At 66.0% G+C, this 15,708-nt stretch carries 20 protein-coding genes and 1 other RNA gene; 16 read left to right on the top strand and 5 right to left on the bottom strand.

Features of this window, described 5'->3' with window-relative positions; translation table 11 throughout:
* Window positions 1-4 precede the first annotated feature (4 nt).
* Window positions 5-670, bottom strand: a complete 666-nt coding sequence (locus J2X45_RS01195; RefSeq protein ID WP_310210169.1) for an HAD family phosphatase — start codon at window positions 668-670, stop codon at window positions 5-7.
* Window positions 667-1,545 (bottom strand): phosphoserine phosphatase SerB, encoded by an 879-nt coding sequence (gene serB / locus J2X45_RS01190; protein WP_310210166.1) that lies wholly within the window; start codon window positions 1,543-1,545, stop codon window positions 667-669. The genes J2X45_RS01195 and serB overlap by 4 nt, the downstream gene beginning before the upstream one ends.
* Here serB and miaA point away from each other — a divergent pair.
* The 6 genes from miaA (at window position 1,526) to ilvN (ending at window position 6,087) form a co-directional block, all read left to right on the top strand.
* The gene (gene miaA, locus J2X45_RS01185) at window positions 1,526-2,416 is read left to right on the top strand and encodes a tRNA (adenosine(37)-N6)-dimethylallyltransferase MiaA (protein WP_310210163.1); all 891 of its coding nucleotides are present in this window, start codon (window positions 1,526-1,528) and stop codon (window positions 2,414-2,416) included. The two genes, serB and miaA, sit on opposite strands and share 20 nt — an antisense overlap.
* A complete protein-coding gene (locus tag J2X45_RS01180) occupies window positions 2,413-2,892 on the top strand; it encodes a CinA family protein (protein WP_310210160.1) in 480 nt (159 codons plus the stop codon). Before miaA ends, J2X45_RS01180 begins: the two co-directional genes overlap by 4 nt.
* A gap of 197 nt (window positions 2,893-3,089) precedes the next feature.
* Window positions 3,090-3,137 (top strand): hypothetical protein, encoded by a 48-nt coding sequence (locus tag J2X45_RS01175; RefSeq protein WP_024265762.1) that lies wholly within the window; start codon window positions 3,090-3,092, stop codon window positions 3,135-3,137.
* Between the two features lie 100 nt (window positions 3,138-3,237).
* Window positions 3,238-5,043, top strand: coding sequence for an acetolactate synthase 3 large subunit (locus tag J2X45_RS01170; protein WP_310210157.1), 1,806 nt, complete (start codon window positions 3,238-3,240; stop codon window positions 5,041-5,043).
* A 145-nt stretch (window positions 5,044-5,188) separates the two neighbouring features.
* Window positions 5,189-5,533 (top strand): GIY-YIG nuclease family protein, encoded by a 345-nt coding sequence (locus J2X45_RS01165; protein WP_310210155.1) that lies wholly within the window; start codon window positions 5,189-5,191, stop codon window positions 5,531-5,533.
* On the top strand, window positions 5,530-6,087 hold the full coding sequence (ilvN, locus tag J2X45_RS01160; RefSeq protein ID WP_010919962.1) for an acetolactate synthase small subunit: 558 nt from the start codon (window positions 5,530-5,532) through the stop codon (window positions 6,085-6,087). The genes J2X45_RS01165 and ilvN overlap by 4 nt, the downstream gene beginning before the upstream one ends.
* A gap of 127 nt (window positions 6,088-6,214) precedes the next feature.
* Here ilvN and J2X45_RS01155 read toward each other — a convergent pair whose 3' ends face one another.
* Window positions 6,215-7,126, bottom strand: a complete 912-nt coding sequence (locus J2X45_RS01155; RefSeq protein WP_310210147.1) for an AraC family transcriptional regulator — start codon at window positions 7,124-7,126, stop codon at window positions 6,215-6,217.
* A gap of 184 nt (window positions 7,127-7,310) precedes the next feature.
* Here J2X45_RS01155 and J2X45_RS01150 point away from each other — a divergent pair, with 184 nt between their 5' ends.
* The 8 genes from J2X45_RS01150 to J2X45_RS01115 all read left to right on the top strand — a co-directional run bounded on the left by J2X45_RS01150 (window position 7,311) and on the right by J2X45_RS01115 (window position 12,760).
* Window positions 7,311-7,463 carry a hypothetical protein gene (locus J2X45_RS01150; protein WP_310210144.1) on the top strand — a complete coding sequence of 51 codons (153 nt, stop codon included), beginning with the start codon at window positions 7,311-7,313 and terminating at the stop codon, window positions 7,461-7,463.
* Window positions 7,460-7,699 (top strand): Atu4866 domain-containing protein, encoded by a 240-nt coding sequence (locus J2X45_RS01145; protein ID WP_310210141.1) that lies wholly within the window; start codon window positions 7,460-7,462, stop codon window positions 7,697-7,699. Before J2X45_RS01150 ends, J2X45_RS01145 begins: the two co-directional genes overlap by 4 nt.
* A 5-nt stretch (window positions 7,700-7,704) precedes the next feature.
* Window positions 7,705-8,069, top strand: a transfer-messenger RNA (tmRNA) gene (gene ssrA, locus J2X45_RS01140).
* Window positions 8,070-8,324: 255 nt separating this feature from the next.
* The gene (locus J2X45_RS01135) at window positions 8,325-8,810 is read left to right on the top strand and encodes a ClpXP protease specificity-enhancing factor SspB (protein WP_310210138.1); all 486 of its coding nucleotides are present in this window, start codon (window positions 8,325-8,327) and stop codon (window positions 8,808-8,810) included.
* On the top strand, window positions 8,807-9,280 hold the full coding sequence (locus J2X45_RS01130; RefSeq protein ID WP_310210135.1) for a PaaI family thioesterase: 474 nt from the start codon (window positions 8,807-8,809) through the stop codon (window positions 9,278-9,280). The genes J2X45_RS01135 and J2X45_RS01130 overlap by 4 nt, the downstream gene beginning before the upstream one ends.
* A 7-nt stretch (window positions 9,281-9,287) precedes the next feature.
* Window positions 9,288-10,061, top strand: coding sequence for a C13 family peptidase (locus tag J2X45_RS01125; protein ID WP_310210132.1), 774 nt, complete (start codon window positions 9,288-9,290; stop codon window positions 10,059-10,061).
* Window positions 10,062-10,140: 79 nt separating this feature from the next.
* Complete coding sequence (locus tag J2X45_RS01120; RefSeq protein ID WP_310210129.1) at window positions 10,141-12,297, top strand: serine hydrolase domain-containing protein; 2,157 nt, start codon at window positions 10,141-10,143, stop codon at window positions 12,295-12,297.
* A gap of 76 nt (window positions 12,298-12,373) precedes the next feature.
* Window positions 12,374-12,760, top strand: coding sequence for a hypothetical protein (locus tag J2X45_RS01115; RefSeq protein ID WP_310210126.1), 387 nt, complete (start codon window positions 12,374-12,376; stop codon window positions 12,758-12,760).
* On the opposite strand, the gene J2X45_RS01110 is transcribed toward J2X45_RS01115, so the two are convergent.
* Together J2X45_RS01110 and J2X45_RS01105 are read right to left on the bottom strand one after the other, a co-directional pair.
* Window positions 12,728-13,168: a RusA family crossover junction endodeoxyribonuclease gene (locus J2X45_RS01110; protein ID WP_310212058.1), complete on the bottom strand. Its 441-nt coding sequence runs from the start codon at window positions 13,166-13,168 to the stop codon at window positions 12,728-12,730. The two genes, J2X45_RS01115 and J2X45_RS01110, sit on opposite strands and share 33 nt — an antisense overlap.
* Window positions 13,126-13,659, bottom strand: a complete 534-nt coding sequence (locus J2X45_RS01105; RefSeq protein WP_310210123.1) for a DUF1697 domain-containing protein — start codon at window positions 13,657-13,659, stop codon at window positions 13,126-13,128. The genes J2X45_RS01110 and J2X45_RS01105 overlap by 43 nt, the downstream gene beginning before the upstream one ends.
* A gap of 124 nt (window positions 13,660-13,783) precedes the next feature.
* Between J2X45_RS01105 and fumC the strand changes: the two genes are divergently transcribed.
* Both fumC and J2X45_RS01095 read left to right on the top strand, forming a co-directional pair.
* Window positions 13,784-15,175, top strand: coding sequence for a class II fumarate hydratase (fumC, locus tag J2X45_RS01100; RefSeq protein ID WP_062095259.1), 1,392 nt, complete (start codon window positions 13,784-13,786; stop codon window positions 15,173-15,175).
* Window positions 15,176-15,182: 7 nt separating this feature from the next.
* Window positions 15,183-15,620 (top strand): GNAT family N-acetyltransferase, encoded by a 438-nt coding sequence (locus tag J2X45_RS01095; RefSeq protein ID WP_310210117.1) that lies wholly within the window; start codon window positions 15,183-15,185, stop codon window positions 15,618-15,620.
* Window positions 15,621-15,708 lie beyond the last annotated feature (88 nt).

Here is a 15,708-nt window from a genome sequence, read left to right as displayed (position 1 = left end):
TCGGTCAGGCCGACGCCTTCAGCAGATCCAGCACGTGGTGCAGGCTGTCGGCGATGTGGACGCACTTGTCATGCATCTCCTCGTTCGGATCGAGGATGTCGGGCACCATCACCGTCATCATGCCGGCCGCGTGGGCGGCGCGGACGCCAGGGTGGGAGTCCTCAAGCGCCAGGCACGCGGCCGGATCGACGCCGATGCGACGGGCGGCCTCGAGATACGGATCGGGATGGGGCTTGTGGCGCACCACATCATGGTGCGCGACCACGGCGTTGAAGCGCGGCAACAGTTCAAAGCGCCCCAGATAACGTTCCAACGCCGGCTTGCCGTTTGAGGTCGCGATGCCCCGCGGCAGGCCCAGGTCATCCAGGAAGTCGAGAATCTCGATCACGCCGGCCTTGAGCCGGGTCTCGGCCTCCAGCAGGTCCTCGACATCGGCCCAGACCCGCTCGAAATAGCTTTGAACCGGGAAGGTCTCGCCGAACAACTCGCGCAGCATGACGCCGCATTCGGGCGTGGTCTTGCCCACCATCGCCGCGTAGATCTCGCCGGTGAAGCCGACGCCGAACACCTGCCCGGCTTCAATCATGGCCGCGCGATAGACGATTTCGGTGTCCAGCAGCAGACCATCCATGTCGAAGACGACGCCCTCGACGCGGCGGGGAAAACTCACGCGTGGAACTCCTCGGCCTTGTAGCCCTGGAAGTAGAGCAAGGTGGTTAGGTCGGTGTGATCGACCTTGGCGTCGGCCTGCGCCGCCACGATCGGTTTGGCCCGGTAGGCCACGCCCAGACCGGCCGCCTCGATCATCGCCAGATCGTTGGCCCCATCCCCGACCGCCAGGGCGTCGGCGGGCGTCAGGCCAAGGACTGCAGTCTCTTCGCGCAACGCGGCCAGCTTGGCCTCCTTGCCCAGGATCGGATCGCCAACGGCGCCGGTCAGGACGCCATCCAGTTCGATCAGGGTGTTGGCGCGGTTCAGGTGGAAGCCCGCCGCTTCGGCGACGCGGCTGGTGAAGAAGGTGAAGCCACCCGAGACCAGCGCGCAGCGGGCGCCGTGCTTGGCCATGGTACGGACCAGCGTCTCGGCGCCGGGATTGAGCTTCACCCGCTCGTCATAGCAGGCCTGCAGTGCGGCGACGCCCAGGCCCTTCAGCATGCCGACACGCTCGCGAAGCGCGCCCTCGAAGGCCAGTTCGCCGCGCATGGCGCGCTCGGTGATCTCCGAGACCTGCGCCTTGACGCCTGCGAAGTCGGCCAGTTCGTCCAAGCACTCGACGTTGATGATCGTGGAGTCCATGTCCGCGATCAGCAGGCCCTTGCGGCGGTTCGCGGCGGGCTGGATCGCGAAGTCTACGGCCAGATCCGCCAACGCCGTATTGACGGCCTCCGCATGGCCGCCGTCGACAAAGAAGTCTGCGGCCAGCGGCCCCAGGCCTTCGCGGCGGCTGGACACGGCCGCTTCGACGCGCGAAACGGCTTGTGCGTAGGCGTCGGGGTTTGCCCCCACGACGGTGAGGACGGTCGGAATGGTGGAGAGTTCGGACATCGCGCCCCGCATCTGGCTGATCGCGGGCCCGACCGCAAGCGGCAAGTCCGCCTACGCCCTGGATTTGGCCGAGCGGATCGACGGCGAGATCGTCAACGCCGACTCCATGCAGATCTATGCGGGCCTTCGTGTCCTGACGGCTGGTCCGTCACCCGAGGAGACCGCGCGGGCGCCGCACCACCTGTTTCAGGTCGTCGACCCGGCCATCGGCTGGTCGGTCGGACGCTGGCTGGAGGCGGCGACCCAGGCGCTCGCCGAGATCGAGGCCCGCGGCAAGCCGGCGATCGTGGTCGGCGGCACCGGGCTCTATTTCCGCGCCCTGACCCACGGCCTCGCCGACGTGCCGCCGGTGCCTGAGACCCAACGCGAGATTTCCAGCCTGTTGTACGCGGCGCGGGGTGAGGCCGAGTTCCGCGAGATCCTGAAACCGCTCGACCCTGAGGCCGAAGCGCGGATCGAAACGGGCGACCGCCAGCGTCTGGTCCGGGCTCACGCCGTCGCCATCGCCACGGGCAAGTCTCTCACCGCTTGGCAGACCGACACCAAGCCCGCCCTCGCCCCTGGGTCCTGGAAGGGTCTCGTCCTGGACCCGCCACGGGCCGAGCTCTATGCGCGTTGCGACGCGCGGTTGGCGATCATGGTCGAGCAAGGCGCCTTGGACGAGGTTCGCGCCGTGGAAGCCCGGAACCTGGATCCCGCGCTGCCCGCCCTGAAGGCGGTCGGCTATCGCGAGTTCGCCGCGCACCTTCGCGGGGAAACAACGCTCGACCAGGCCCTGGACGCCGCGCGCCAGGAAACCCGACGCTACGCCAAGCGGCAATTGACCTGGTTCCGCAACCAGACGCCGGATTGGGAGAGGGTCGTACCGTGAGTCTGATCGAAGAGATCGCCGCCCTGCTGAAGACGCGAGGCGAGACCATCGCCGTGTCGGAGTCCTCCACCGGCGGCCTGGTCTCCGCCGCCCTGCTGAGCGTCGAGGGGGCCTCGGCCTATTATCGCGGCGGGGCGATCGTCTACACGCCCAAGGCGCGCGCCGCTCTGATGGGCGTGAGCAAGGAAGAGATGGGCGACATGCGTTCGGCCAGCGAGCCCTACGCCCAGTTCATGGCGCGCACCGTTCGCGAACGCATGGCTTCGACCTGGGGCCTTGCGGAAACCGGCGCCACCGGTCCGTCAGGCAACGCCTATGGCGACGCCGCCGGGCACTGCTGCGTAGCGGTGTCCGGTCCCGTTTCGCTGAGCCTGGTGATCGAGACGGGCCATGGCGATCGCGTCGCGAACATGGAAACCTTCCGCGACACGGCCCTGAAGCTGCTGCTTCAAGCGCTGACCACCCCGCCCCGCTAGCGAGAAAATCGCGGCGGCGATGAGCCTCGCGTCGCTGTATTTCGCAACAGCGGCCCTGGCGGGTGAAACTTGCCCCTCAGACCGGCGACACCGGTAAGGCGACACCGCCCCAAAAGGCAGAACCTTGCGGCGAAACGCGCCTTGACGCGTTTACACGCGCATGTCATCACCCGTTCCGTAGCTTTGGAGCAAGACTCGTGCGCAAAACCATGATCGTACTTATGGAGCGGCCGTTCGCGGGGTGACCTCGAAGTCACGTCGTAGCTCGGTCGCGCGCGCAAAGGTCCTTCGGGACCTTTTTTCTTTTCCGCCCCCTCTCTTCGCCTCTCTCCCCCGGATCGTCCCATGACCGCCCACCAGACCATCGAGAGCCCAGCTCCGAACGACACCACCGATCGCGCCATGACGGGCGCCGAGATCGTGGTTCGCGGCCTCGTCGACCAAGGGGTGGAAGTTCTGTTCGGCTATCCGGGCGGCGCGGTCCTGCCAATCTACGACGCGCTGTTCCATGAGCCGCGCCTGCAGCACATTCTGGTCCGCCACGAACAGGGCGCGGCGCACGCGGCCGAGGGCTACGCCCGGAGCTCCGGCAAGCCCGGCGTCGTCCTGGTCACCTCGGGCCCCGGCGCGACCAACGCCATCACCGGCATCATGGACGCCCTGATGGACTCGATCCCGATGGTCGTGATCACCGGCCAGGTCCCCACGCACCTGATCGGCACCGACGCCTTCCAGGAAGCCGACACGGTCGGCATGACCCGTTCGTGCACCAAGCACAATTACCTGGTCAAAGACGTCCGCGACCTGCCCCAGATCATCCACGAGGCCTTCAAGATCGCCACGACCGGACGCCCCGGCCCGGTGCTGATCGACATCCCCAAGGACGTCCAGTTCGCCAAGGGCGAATACTACGGCCCGACCGAGGTGGCCTCGACCCACGCCTATGCGCCGCGCACCAAGGGTGACGCCGGCCGCATCGCCGAAGCCGCCAAGATGATCGCCCAGGCGCGCCGACCGATCTTCTACACCGGCGGCGGCGTCATCAACGCGGGCCCGAAGGCCAGCGCGGCGCTGCGCGAGTTCGCCGCCCTGACCGGCGCGCCGGTCACCTCGACGCTGATGGGCCTGGGCGCCTTCCCGGCGGCGGATCCGGCCTGGCTGGGCATGCTGGGCATGCACGGCACGTTCGAGGCCAACAACGCGATGCACGACTGCGATGTGATGATCTGCGTCGGGGCGCGCTTCGACGACCGGGTCACGGGACGCCTCGACGCCTTCTCGCCGGGCAGCAAGAAGATCCACATCGACATCGACCCCTCGTCGATCAACAAGAACGTCCGCGTCGACCTGCCGATCGTCGGCGACGCCGGCTCGGTGCTTGAGGACCTGATCGCCGCCTGGAAGGCCGCGAACCTGCAGCCCAACAAGACCGCCCTGACGGACTGGTGGGCGCAGATCGACCAATGGCGCGCTCGCCAGTGCCTGGCCTACAAGCGCTCGGATTCGGTCATCAAGCCGCAGTACGCCATCGAGCGACTGTACGAACTGACCAAGGACAAGGACGTCTACATCACCACCGAGGTCGGCCAGCACCAGATGTGGGCCGCGCAGTTCTTCCGCTTTGAACAGCCCAACCGCTGGATGACCTCCGGCGGCCTCGGCACCATGGGCTATGGCCTGCCTGCAGCCCTGGGCGTGCAACTGGCGCATCCGAACAGCCTGGTCGTCGACATCGCTGGCGAGGCCTCGATCCAGATGTGCATCCAGGAGCTGTCGACGGCGATCCAGTTCGATCTGCCGGTCAAGATCTTCATCCTGAACAACGAGTGGATGGGCATGGTGCGCCAGTGGCAGCAGCTGTTGCATGGCGAGCGCTACAGCCATTCGTACTCGGACAGCCTGCCCGACTTCGTGAAACTGGCCGAAGCCTATGGCGCGGTCGGCATCCGTTGCGAAAATCCCGCCGAACTGGACGGCAAGATCCTGGAGATGATCAACAGCGACAAGCCGGTGATCTTCGACTGCCGTGTCGAGAAGCACGAGAACTGCCTGCCGATGATCCCGTCGGGCAAGGCGCACAACGAGATGATCATGGGCGAGGTCGAGGACATCGGCAACGTCATCGGCGAGGACGGCGCGGGGCTGGTCTGATCGGTCCTGCGTCCTTCGAGGCCCTCCTGCGGAGGGCGCCTCAGGATGAGGTATTCAGTAGAAGCCCCGTTTTTCCGCTTTCACCTCGCAAAGTCTTCCTCATCCTGAGGCGCCCGCGCAGCGGGCCTCGAAGGACGCAGGGCCGATGTACGATCTCCAAAGCGCATGGGTTTACGTACTGAGGTGCCGTGATGGCTCCTACTACGTGGGCTCCCACCGAGGGGCTGAGGTCGAAACCCGCGTCTCGCAGCATCAGGAAGGCCATGGAGGCGCATATACGGCCGACCGATTACCGGTGGAGTTGGTCTGGTGCGAAGCGTTCCAGTTCATCACTGACGCGATCGCGGCGGAACGCCGTATCAAAGGTTGGTCTCGCGCCAAGAAGGAAGCGATGATGCGTGGTGAGTGGGACAAACTCCCGTCATTGTCCCGTCGCCGAGGCGGAAAGCCTAAACCATTGAACGAAACAGAAGTCAGAGCTCACGAATGACCGCCAACGTGCAACCCGCTCCCGCCTCAGCCTACGACCTTAGCCCCAAGGACCAGGCCGAACAGTCCGCCACCTTCGCCCTCCTCGTCGACAACGAGCCCGGCGTCCTGCATCGCGTAGTCGGCCTGTTCGCCGCGCGGGGCTACAACATCGAGAGCCTCACCGTCGCCGAGACGGACCGCAAGGCTCACACCAGCCGTATCACGGTGGTGACCCGCGGCACCCGCCATGTGCTGGACCAGATCGAGGCTCAGTTGAACAAGGTGGTGAACGTCCGCCGCGTGCATGACGTCACCCGCGACCCCAACGGCGTCGAGCGCGAGCTGGCCCTCGTGAAGGTGCGCGGCTCGGGCGTCGATCGACTCGAAGCGCTGCGGATCGCCGAGATCTTCCGCGCCAAGCCGGTCGACACCACCCTGGAGAGCTTCGTGTTCGAGATCTCCGGCGCGCCGTCCAAGATCGACAAGTTCCTCGACCTGATGCGGCCCCTGGGCCTGGTGGAGCTGTCCCGCACCGGCGTCCTGTCCATCGAGCGTGGCTTCGAAGGCATGTAGCGCGGATGCGCCGATCTAGAGCCTTTAGCCTGAAATCGGAATCGATTTCAGGCGCAAAAAAAGGCTCTAAGTCAAACACTTAGAGCGTGAGAATAGCCGAAACCGGTTCCCACTTTCGGCCTCACGTCTAGGCGCCCGCCGCCATCGGCTCCGGCTGCTCGCGCAGCCGCGCCACGTCTCTGAGCGGCGGCGCGCCGAAGAGACGCGCATATTCCCGACTGAACTGCGATGGGCTGTCGTAGCCCACCGCATGGCCGGCGCTCGCCGCGTCCAGACGCTGGACAAGGATCAGCCGTCGCGCCTCCTGCAGGCGGATCTGTTTTTGATACTGCAGCGGTGAGAGCGAGGTCACCGCCTTGAAGTGCTGGTGCAACGCCGATGCGCTCATCCGCGCCTCTTCGGCGACGACATCGATACTGAACGGCTGGTCGAAGTTGCGCCTGATCCAGCCAATGGCGCGGTTGATCTGGCGCAGGCGGCTGTCGCGGCGGGCGATCTGGGCCAGGCGCGGCCCCTCGGGTCCCGTCAGCAACCGGTAGAGGATTTCGCGTTCGATCAGCGGCGCCATCACCGCGACGTCCTCAGGCGTTTCCAGAAGTCGCACCATGCGGACCACCGCGTCGAACAGGGCGGGTGTCATTGCGCCCGCCGACATGCCGCCCACCAGAGGCGCGGCGGCGTCCAGGCGTGCAGCCAAGCCCGCCTCCATCATCATCTCGCTGATCAGGTTGGCGTCGAGAACGATGCGGAAGCTCAGATACGGCTTGTCTGGAGAGGCCTCCACGACATGACCGACCACCGGCACGTCGATCGACGACAGGAAGAAGTTGCGCTCGTCATACTCGTGCACCGTGTCGCCAACAGCCACGCGCTTGCGTCCCTGCGCCAGAACGCAGAACGAGGGATCATGCAGCCCATGTGAAGGCTCACTGGGGCGGCTGAGGCGATACAGATTGACCCTGGGGCAACACGTGTCGACAGGGCCCTCCTCCGGCGTGAATCGTTCAATCAATGCCGCAAGCGTCTCGCGCGTGCTCATCAGAATTTCCCTAGCTTGACGAGAACTTCTGTAGACCTTGGTGCTGCGGCCGTCACGCGGCCACCCGCTGTTCCGGAGGATCGTGCAATCAAGCCGGAGCATCGATCTAGGTCGGAGAAGTCTGGCGAGGCATAGTCGTCACGTTCCGCCTCGACGCGGTGAGCCCCACAATCAGAGTTTGGTGATGAGACGACACACGCCCCGCCGTGGCGTGACGGCTCCGCGCTGGTTCGTCGCCGCCCTGCTGGGCGGGACCGCCGCGCTGACCGCCGCGACCGCCCTGCTCCCCGACACCCCGCCGACCCAACGGGCCACAGCCTGGAGGGCCGCCCGATGATGACCGCCGCCATCATTCCCCACAGACCCGTCGCCGGTGTCTGGACCTCGTCGGACGGTCGTGTCTCGCTGGAACTCCGCGCCGACGGCCGCTTCATCGAGACCCGCTCGGACCTGGCCGATGCGTTCACCGGCGTCTACGTCCTGGTCGGCGAGACCCTGAAACTGTTCGAGGACCACGGCGCGGTCGTCAGTGGCAAGCTGGTCGACGGACGCCTCAGCCTGGGGACACCTTAGGACAGGCCCTTCCCTCGCCGCCCTCGCCTCCCTATATATGAGGTGTCCGGCTTCGGCCGAACTATGGGGATAAACGCGCACGTAATAAGCGGACTGGACCCGGGTGCGATTCCCGGCGGCTCCACCAAAACTCTCCCAAGTTATCATGGGACTGTATGGGGCCGATCAGCATCGACAGACGTGTAAAGGTGTCTGCTTTCTCTCGGCTTGGCCCACCGTTTCGGGCCTTTATCTAAATGCGAACGATAACTTCGCTGAAGAGTTCGCTGTCGCTGCGTAATGCGGCGCCGGTGAATTCGCCTCTTAAGTCCTAGGGGTTCAGATCCCTAGGCGGGGCCCGGAGGGAGCCTGCCAACAGAATCCCTCCACTTTCAACGACATCATCGAGGCTCCCTCCTCTCTTCTTCGAGGGCATGGGGGAGCCTGCCAACAGAATCCCTCCACTTTCCACGACATCATCGAGGCTCCCTCCTCTCTTCCTCGAGGGCATGGGGGAGCCTGCCAACAGAATCCCTCCACCTTACTCCGACATCGCCGATGGGATTCCGTAAGCGCCCGCTTTGCGCGTGGCCCACGACGCGCTAGGTTCGGAATCTCGTTTTCAGTTCGAAGTTTCACGCCGAGCATGTCCCAGACCGAACCGCCCGAAGACCTCATGCAATACGAGGCCATGGCCCAAGACGCCCTCCGCGGCGTGGTCAAGGCGGCGCTCAAGAAGGCTGCCGCGCCGGGTGGCCTGCCCGAGCCTCACCACCTCTACATCACCTTCAAGACCAAGGCCCCGGGGGTGTCGGGTCCGCAGGACCTGCTGTCCAAGTACCCCGACGAGATGACGATCGTCCTGCAGCACCAGTATTGGGATCTGGCGCCGGGCGAGACCTTCTTCTCGGTCACCCTGAAGTTCGGCGGTCAGCCCAAGCGCCTTTCGGTGCCCTACGCGGCGCTGACCCGCTTCTATGACCCTTCGGTTCAGTTCGCCCTGCAGTTCTCTGCGCCGGAAGTGGTCGAGGACGAGCCGGAGCCGGATCCGGAGCCCGAGGACAAGGCCACCAGCGCTTCAAGCGAAGATGGTCCCAAGATCGTTTCGCTGGACCAGTTCCGCAAAAAATGAGCGACATCGCCTCGGACGCGCCGGAAACCCTGACGGATGAGGCGATCCTCGCCCGCTTCCGTGCGTCCAAGCGACAACCAACGGGCTCCCAGACCCTGGGCTTCGAGATGCTCGCCGTCCGCCAGGCCGAGCGTGAGGTCGAGGTCGGCTTCACCGCACGCGCCGAGCTGCTCTGCAACCCGATGGGCCAGATTCAAGGCGGCTATGTCTGCGCCATGCTGGACGAGTGCATGTCGGTGGCCGGCATGGTCACGTCCGGCATGACCCATGTGGTTCCGACCCTCGAGATGAAGACCAGCTTCCTGCGCCCCGCCATGCCCGGACCGCTGCGGGGGGTCGGCCGGGTGGTGAAGTGGGGGCGCACCATCTGCTTCATGGAAGGCGAACTCTACGACGGCGAAGGGCGACTCCTGGCCAAGTCCACCGGTACGGCGATCCCAACCCCCTTCGCGAACTTCAAGAAAACGTAGGCGCGCGATGCGGAGAGCGGCGGCGGTCATAGGACTTCTGGTTTTGCTCTTCTCGCCGGCGACGGCGGCGCCCGCCGGCGGCCCGTTCTCGAACTGGAGCGCAGTCGTCATCGCGGGCGACTTTCAAGCCCATTCGGGCGGGCCTACCGAAGCCTTCGACAATGCGCGTCGCGACGTGACCAAGACGCTGGTCGCCATGGGCTTCGACAGCGCGGCGATCCAGCAGTTTTCTGTCCGCCCGGAGCGCTATCCATCCGAGGCGCCCAGCCGATCCGAGGCGCGGACGATCTATGACGCGCTCCGGACCAAGGCGGAGACCGCCAAGGCCGGCTGCCTCTTCTACATCAGCACGCACGGCAGCCCCGAGGGCGTGATTCTCGGCAAGCAGTTGCTGCGCCCTCACCTGCTGGCGGCGATGTTGAACGACGCCTGTCCCGCGCGCCCCAGCGTCGTGGTGATTTCAGCCTGTTTTTCGGGTGTCTTCATTCCGCCTCTACAGAAGCCCGACCGACTGATCCTGACCGCCGCGCGCCCGGATCGCGCGTCGTTCGGCTGTGGCGAGAGCGACAAGTATCCATTCTTCGACGACTGCTTTCTGTCCGTCGCGCTGGACGCCCGGGACTTCGCCGCCCTCGGCGCGGACCTCAAGGCCTGCGTGGCGCGCAAGGAAAAGGAGACCGGCGCAGAACCCGCCTCCGAACCTCAGATCTGGGTTGGTCCGGCGCTACGCCCCCTGCTGCCGCTCTACGCCTTCGAACGACCGTCAACAAAGGCGCCGTGATGGGGCGTTCGGGTTTGACCGCGGCGAGGAGCGCGCTACACAAACCCTAGAAGTTTTCCGCTTCACCCAGGGGACATCGTTGACGTCGCGCGTTTCGCCCGCAGCCGCCTTCATGGCGGCCATGCTCGCACTTTGGTCCATCACCGGATCGGAGGCGTGGGCCCAGGACACCGCGGTGAGCGCCCCCGCGCCAGCGACGGCGCAGCAGGAGACCACGGTCCGCCCCTATTCCAGCCTGCGCCAGAGACGCGCGCGCCCGCAGCGCCCAGTTGCGGTCACTTCGGCGACCGCGTCGCGCCCGACTCCGATCGCCGCCACGACCTCTCCGCCCGCGACGCCCGTCACGACGCCGACCCCGCCAGGGATCGCCCCCCTGCCCCGTCCCGAACTGGAGGCCTTCGTGGACGGGGTCGTGCAACGCGCCATGACCCGCGACCACATCGCCGGCGTGACCCTGTCTGTGGTTCAGAATGGTCAAGTCGTACTCAAGAAGGGCTACGGCTTCGCCAATCTTGGTCAGCGCAAGCGGGTTGATCCCGACAGGACCCTTTTTCGGGTCGCCTCGATCTCGAAGACGTTCACCTGGATCACCCTGATGAACGAGATAGAGGCCGGCCGCATGCGCCTCGACGGTCCGGTCAATCTCTATCTGCCCGAAGCGCTGCAGGTGAAGGATCAGGGCAAGAAGACCCAGGTGCGGTTGCGAGACCTGATGACCCACACATCCGGCTTCGAGGATCGCGCCTTGGGTCAGCTGTTCGAGCGTGATCCGAACCGCGTACGGCCGCTCGCCGACTATCTTCGCCAGGAAAGGCCTCGCCGCGTCCGAGAGCCCGGCCTTCTCCCGAGCTATTCCAACTATGGCGCCGCCCTGGCCGGGGCGGCGGTCTCGAACGTCACAGGCAAGCCGTTCGAGCAACTGGTGAGCGAGGAGATCATCATCCCCGCCGGCCTCACGCGCACCACCTTCCGGGAGGCCCGTCCCTGGCGCGACGACCTGCCGGCCCCCATGGCCGAAACCCTGGCCGCAGACCTCTCCGACGCTTTCTCCTGGACCGCGATGGGCTGGAAGACCCAGCCGCGCGAGTTCATGGGCCAGGTCGCCCCGGCGGCCTCCGCTTCCAGCACCGCCGGCGATATGGCGCGATACATGACGCTGCTGCTGAATGGCGGCGCTATCGATGGCCGGACCATCTTCTCGCCGAGGACCGCCCAAGCGTTCCGGACGCCGATGTATCGCCCTTCGCCTGACGCCGCAGGCTGGAACGCCGGGTTCCAAGACGTACCGCTACCCGGCGGCCGTCGAGGTTTCGGCCATCAGGGCGCAACGCTGTACTTCCACTCAAACCTCGTGATCGTGCCCGAGCTTGGTCTTGGGATCTTCGTGTCGGTCAACACCGACAGCGGCGCCAATCTGCCGGCCACCCTGCCCTCGACCATCGTCGAGCACTTCTACGCACCGGCCTCGCCCGTACCCGCCGGCAGCGCTTTGAGCTATCAGCAGGCCAAGGCGTTCGAAGGCGACTATCTGACCACCCGGCGCGCCTACGGCGGACTGGAAGGTTTCACCAACCGGCTGATCGGCCGCGCCCAGGTTCGCGCCACGTCGGACGGCAGGCTTTCGGTGACCGACGGCGGTTTCACGACGCTGTTCAACGGCACCACCCGCCCCGGCGTGTTCAAGGCCGTGGACGGCCCGCTGACCCTGGTCTTCGATACGAACGGCGACCGTCCGTCACGCTTCTACGCCGCCCGAGGCTTCGCGACCTATGAGCGGATCGGTTTCCTGCGATCGGCGTCGCTGCTGTCCTGGACGGCGACGATCGCAGGCCTCGCCTGCGTGGTGACGATCCTTGGAGCGCTGTTCCGCAATCGACGCGAGGCTCGGCAGACGCCGATCCAGGCTCGAGCGGGCCAGATGCAGGTCATGCAGGCCGTGCTTTGGCTCATCTCGGCCTGCTGCATGGGCGTGTTCGCGGTCAAGGCCGCAGACCAGACCACCGTCTTCTTCGGCTGGCCCAGCGGCTGGCTGCTCAGCGGCTCGGCCTGCGCGCTCGTGGCTGCCGCGCTGGGGGTCCTGACGCTGGGCCTTCTGCCGATGGTTTGGCGCGGCGGCCGTCGGGTCGACAGCTGGAACGAGGCCCGCAAGGTCGCCTTCACCTTCACCGCCTTGCTGCTCGCCTTCCTTAGCCTGCTGCTGGCCCTTTGGGGCTACCTGCTGCCCTGGATGAGCTGACATCGCCCACGTCTCCTTCGTCCCCGGCGCCGACCTTGCAGATCGGTGTTCGGGGAGACGAGAAAGGAGACGCGACGTGTCAAAACTGGACGGTCTGGCGTTTGGGGGAACAGGGCTAGCGGCCTGGTCGGCGGCCACCCTGTTTTACGCAGCTTTCGGCGGGGGAGTTCTCGAAAGCGCCTTCTGGTTCTACGCACTGAACGCGTTCGCGGCCGCGGCGGCCGTAACGTTCGCCTTTCAGGCGGTGGCGCGGCTGACGCACACGCCGCGCCGCCGCCGCTTGTTTCCAATGCTGATGTTCTCGACCCCGGGCCTGGTGGCGGGCGCCCTGGTAGTGTCGCGCTACGCCGAGGTCATGCCGACCACCGACCCGGTCAGCGTCGGTCGCTACGGCGCCTTCCTGGTCGTGCTCTACGTGGCCGTGGCCGCGTCAATCTTCGAGCGTTCGCCGCATAAGGCTTGAGCTGAGCTTCCGCACCTGGATGACGATCCGTTCGCGATCGCCCGGCCGTCGCTCGACCAGCAATCGGGCGACCTGGGCGTCGTCGTGGAAGGCGTAGCCCTTGATCGCGTCCAGCAGCGCCTTGGCCAGGTTGTCGAGGTCCATCCACGGCGGCTCGCCGACATATTCCATGCCGATCTCGACGCTGAACTCGCCCCAGGCCGGCCGCGAACCGCGCCAGGACTTGCGGAAAAACTCATAGATCAGCGGCTTATAGTACTTGCCCTGGGTGGTGAGGCCATCGACCACAAGGGTCAGCTCGCCGCCCGCCTCGCGGGCGCGGACCTTGCCGTGGTGGGTCCAGTCCGCTCCGTCGAAGGACTGGCTCACGCCGCTACCATCTCGGCCAGCTTCAGAACCGTGTTCCAGTTGCGCGTGGTGCCGAGCGGCTCTCGCTTGGTCTTCTTCCAGTCGCGATCCAGCGTGGACTCGCCGATGCCGTCCTTGAAGTCGATATAAAGCGCCCGCCCATCAGCGTGGATCTCCTCGCGCCCCGTGATCGCCGCGCGCAGGACCTCAACCGTGTCGCTGTCGATCGGCGTCTTCAGGAAACTGACCAGCAGGTGATTGGGTCGCGTGGCCGCCTGATCCCGGAAAGGGTTTGCGGCTATCACCGCCCGGAGCTCGGCGGGCGTGCGGACCATGAAGTCCGTCCGAAGCCCCATGCGCTTTTCCAGCCCCTCCTCCAAACGCCCCTCAAGATCGCCGCCTGCTTCGCCCCAGAGCACCAGGTTGCCGCTAGCGAGTAGGGTTTTGGCGCTCTCGAACCCAAGGTCCCGCGCCAGGCCCAGCAGGTCATCCTTGAGAACCTTGCGCCCGCCTACATTGACGGCTCGCAGCAGGGCGATGTGCGGACTCATTCAGGGCTCCGGCCGGACGATGGCCTTGGCGTAGGCTCGCCCGGCGCTTATCGCAACCGCGAACATTGCCCTCCCGCCGCGCAAGGTCTAGACCGCGCTCGACCGTTTTTGGGAGACACGCCGCATGACCGCCACGCGTATCGAGACCGACACCTTTGGCCCGATCGAAGTCGCCGCCGACCGCTACTGGGGCGCACAAGCTCAGCGCAGCCTGGGCAACTTCAAGATCGGCTGGGAAAAGCAGCCGCTCCCCGTCGTTCGCGCCCTGGGCATCGTCAAGCGCGCCGCTGCGGAGGCCAACCTGGCGCTGGGCAAGCTGGATCCGAAGATCGCCGAGACGATCATCGCCGCCGCCAATGAAGTGATCGAAGGCAAACTGAACGACCACTTCCCGCTGGTGGTCTGGCAGACCGGCTCGGGCACCCAGTCGAACATGAACGCCAACGAGGTGATCTCGAACCGCGCCATCGAGATGCTGGGCGGCGAGATGGGCAGCAAGAAGCCCGTCCACCCGAACGACCACGTGAATATGAGCCAGTCGTCGAACGACACCTTCCCGACGGCCATGCACATCGCCTGCGCCGAGCAGGTGGTTCACGACCTGATCCCCGCCCTGAAGCACCTCCATAAGGCCCTGGCCGCCAAGGCCGCCGAGTGGAAGGACATCATCAAGATCGGCCGCACCCACACCCAGGACGCCACCCCGCTGACGCTGGGCCAGGAGTTCGGCGGCTACGCCCAGCAGATCGAGAACGGCATCGCCCGGATCGAGAGCACCCTGCCGATGCTGATGCAACTGGCCCAGGGCGGCACCGCCGTCGGCACCGGCCTGAACGCCCCGGTGGGCTTCGCCGAGCTGGTGGCCGAAAAGATCGCCGGCATCACCGGCCTTGGCTTCACCACCGCCCCGAACAAGTTCGAGGCCCTGGCCGCCCACGACGCGATGGTCTTCACCCACGGCGCGATCAACACGGTCGCCGCGTCGCTGTTCAAGATCGCCAACGACATCCGCTTCCTGGGTTCTGGCCCCCGCGCCGGCCTGGGCGAACTGGCCCTGCCGGAGAACGAGCCGGGCTCGTCGATCATGCCGGGCAAGGTCAACCCGACCCAGTCCGAAGCCCTGACCCAGGTCTGCGCCCAGGTGTTCGGCAACCACTCGACCCTGACCTTCGCCGGCAGCCAGGGCCACTTCGAGCTGAATGTCTTCAACCCGGTCATGGCCTACAACTTCCTGCAGTCGGTTCGTCTCGTCGCCGACGCCGCGATCAGCTTTACCGACAACTGCGTGGTCGGCATCGAGCCGCGCGTCGACAACATCAAGAAGGGCGTCGAGAACAGCCTGATGCTGGTCACGGCCCTCAACGGCAAGCTGGGCTACGACGCCTGCGCCAAGATCGCCAAGACCGCGCACAAGAACGGCACCACCCTGCGCGAAGAGGCTGTCGGCGGCGGCTATCTGACGAACGAAGAGTTCGACCAGTATGTCCGTCCGGAGAAGATGATCTCGCCGGGCTGATCCAGCGATGCTCCAGCTCGTCCGCATCTTCGACGAGCTGCCGGAAGGCTTTGGCGATCTGGTCGCCGAAGCCTCCGGCGAAGGCGCGCGCAACATGGCCCTGCTGGCCGAAGGCTGGCAGGCCGGCGTGCGCTTTGAGGACGACGGCGAGGCCTTGCTCGCCGCTTTCTTGGCTGGGGCCTTGGCGGGGATCGGCGCCATGACGCCCGAACCCGCCGCGGCCGAGCCCGCGCGGCGCCTGCGCCGCTTCTACGTTCGCCCCGCCCTGCGCCGGCGCGGCGTCGCCACCGCCCTCGCCTCAGCGCTGATCCACGAAGGCTTCGACAGCGTCAGGCTTCTGACCGTCAACGCCCGCGCCTCGGACGCCGCCGCCTCGTTCTGGGAGGCGCAGGGGTTTCAAAGCGATACAGGTTGGCCTTGGACGCACGCCCTGCGGCGCCAGTAGTGCAATTTCTATTTTAGATTGATTTTCCTCCCCAACTTGCCAAGGTGATCGCATACTGTGAGATCAAGGCGCGCGATGTTAGTTTCCC

The organism is Caulobacter sp. BE264, assembly GCF_031457805.1.
Lineage (GTDB): Bacteria > Pseudomonadota > Alphaproteobacteria > Caulobacterales > Caulobacteraceae > Caulobacter.
Note: the sequence above shows the minus strand (reverse complement) of the source record. Positions and strands in the feature narration are given on the sequence as shown.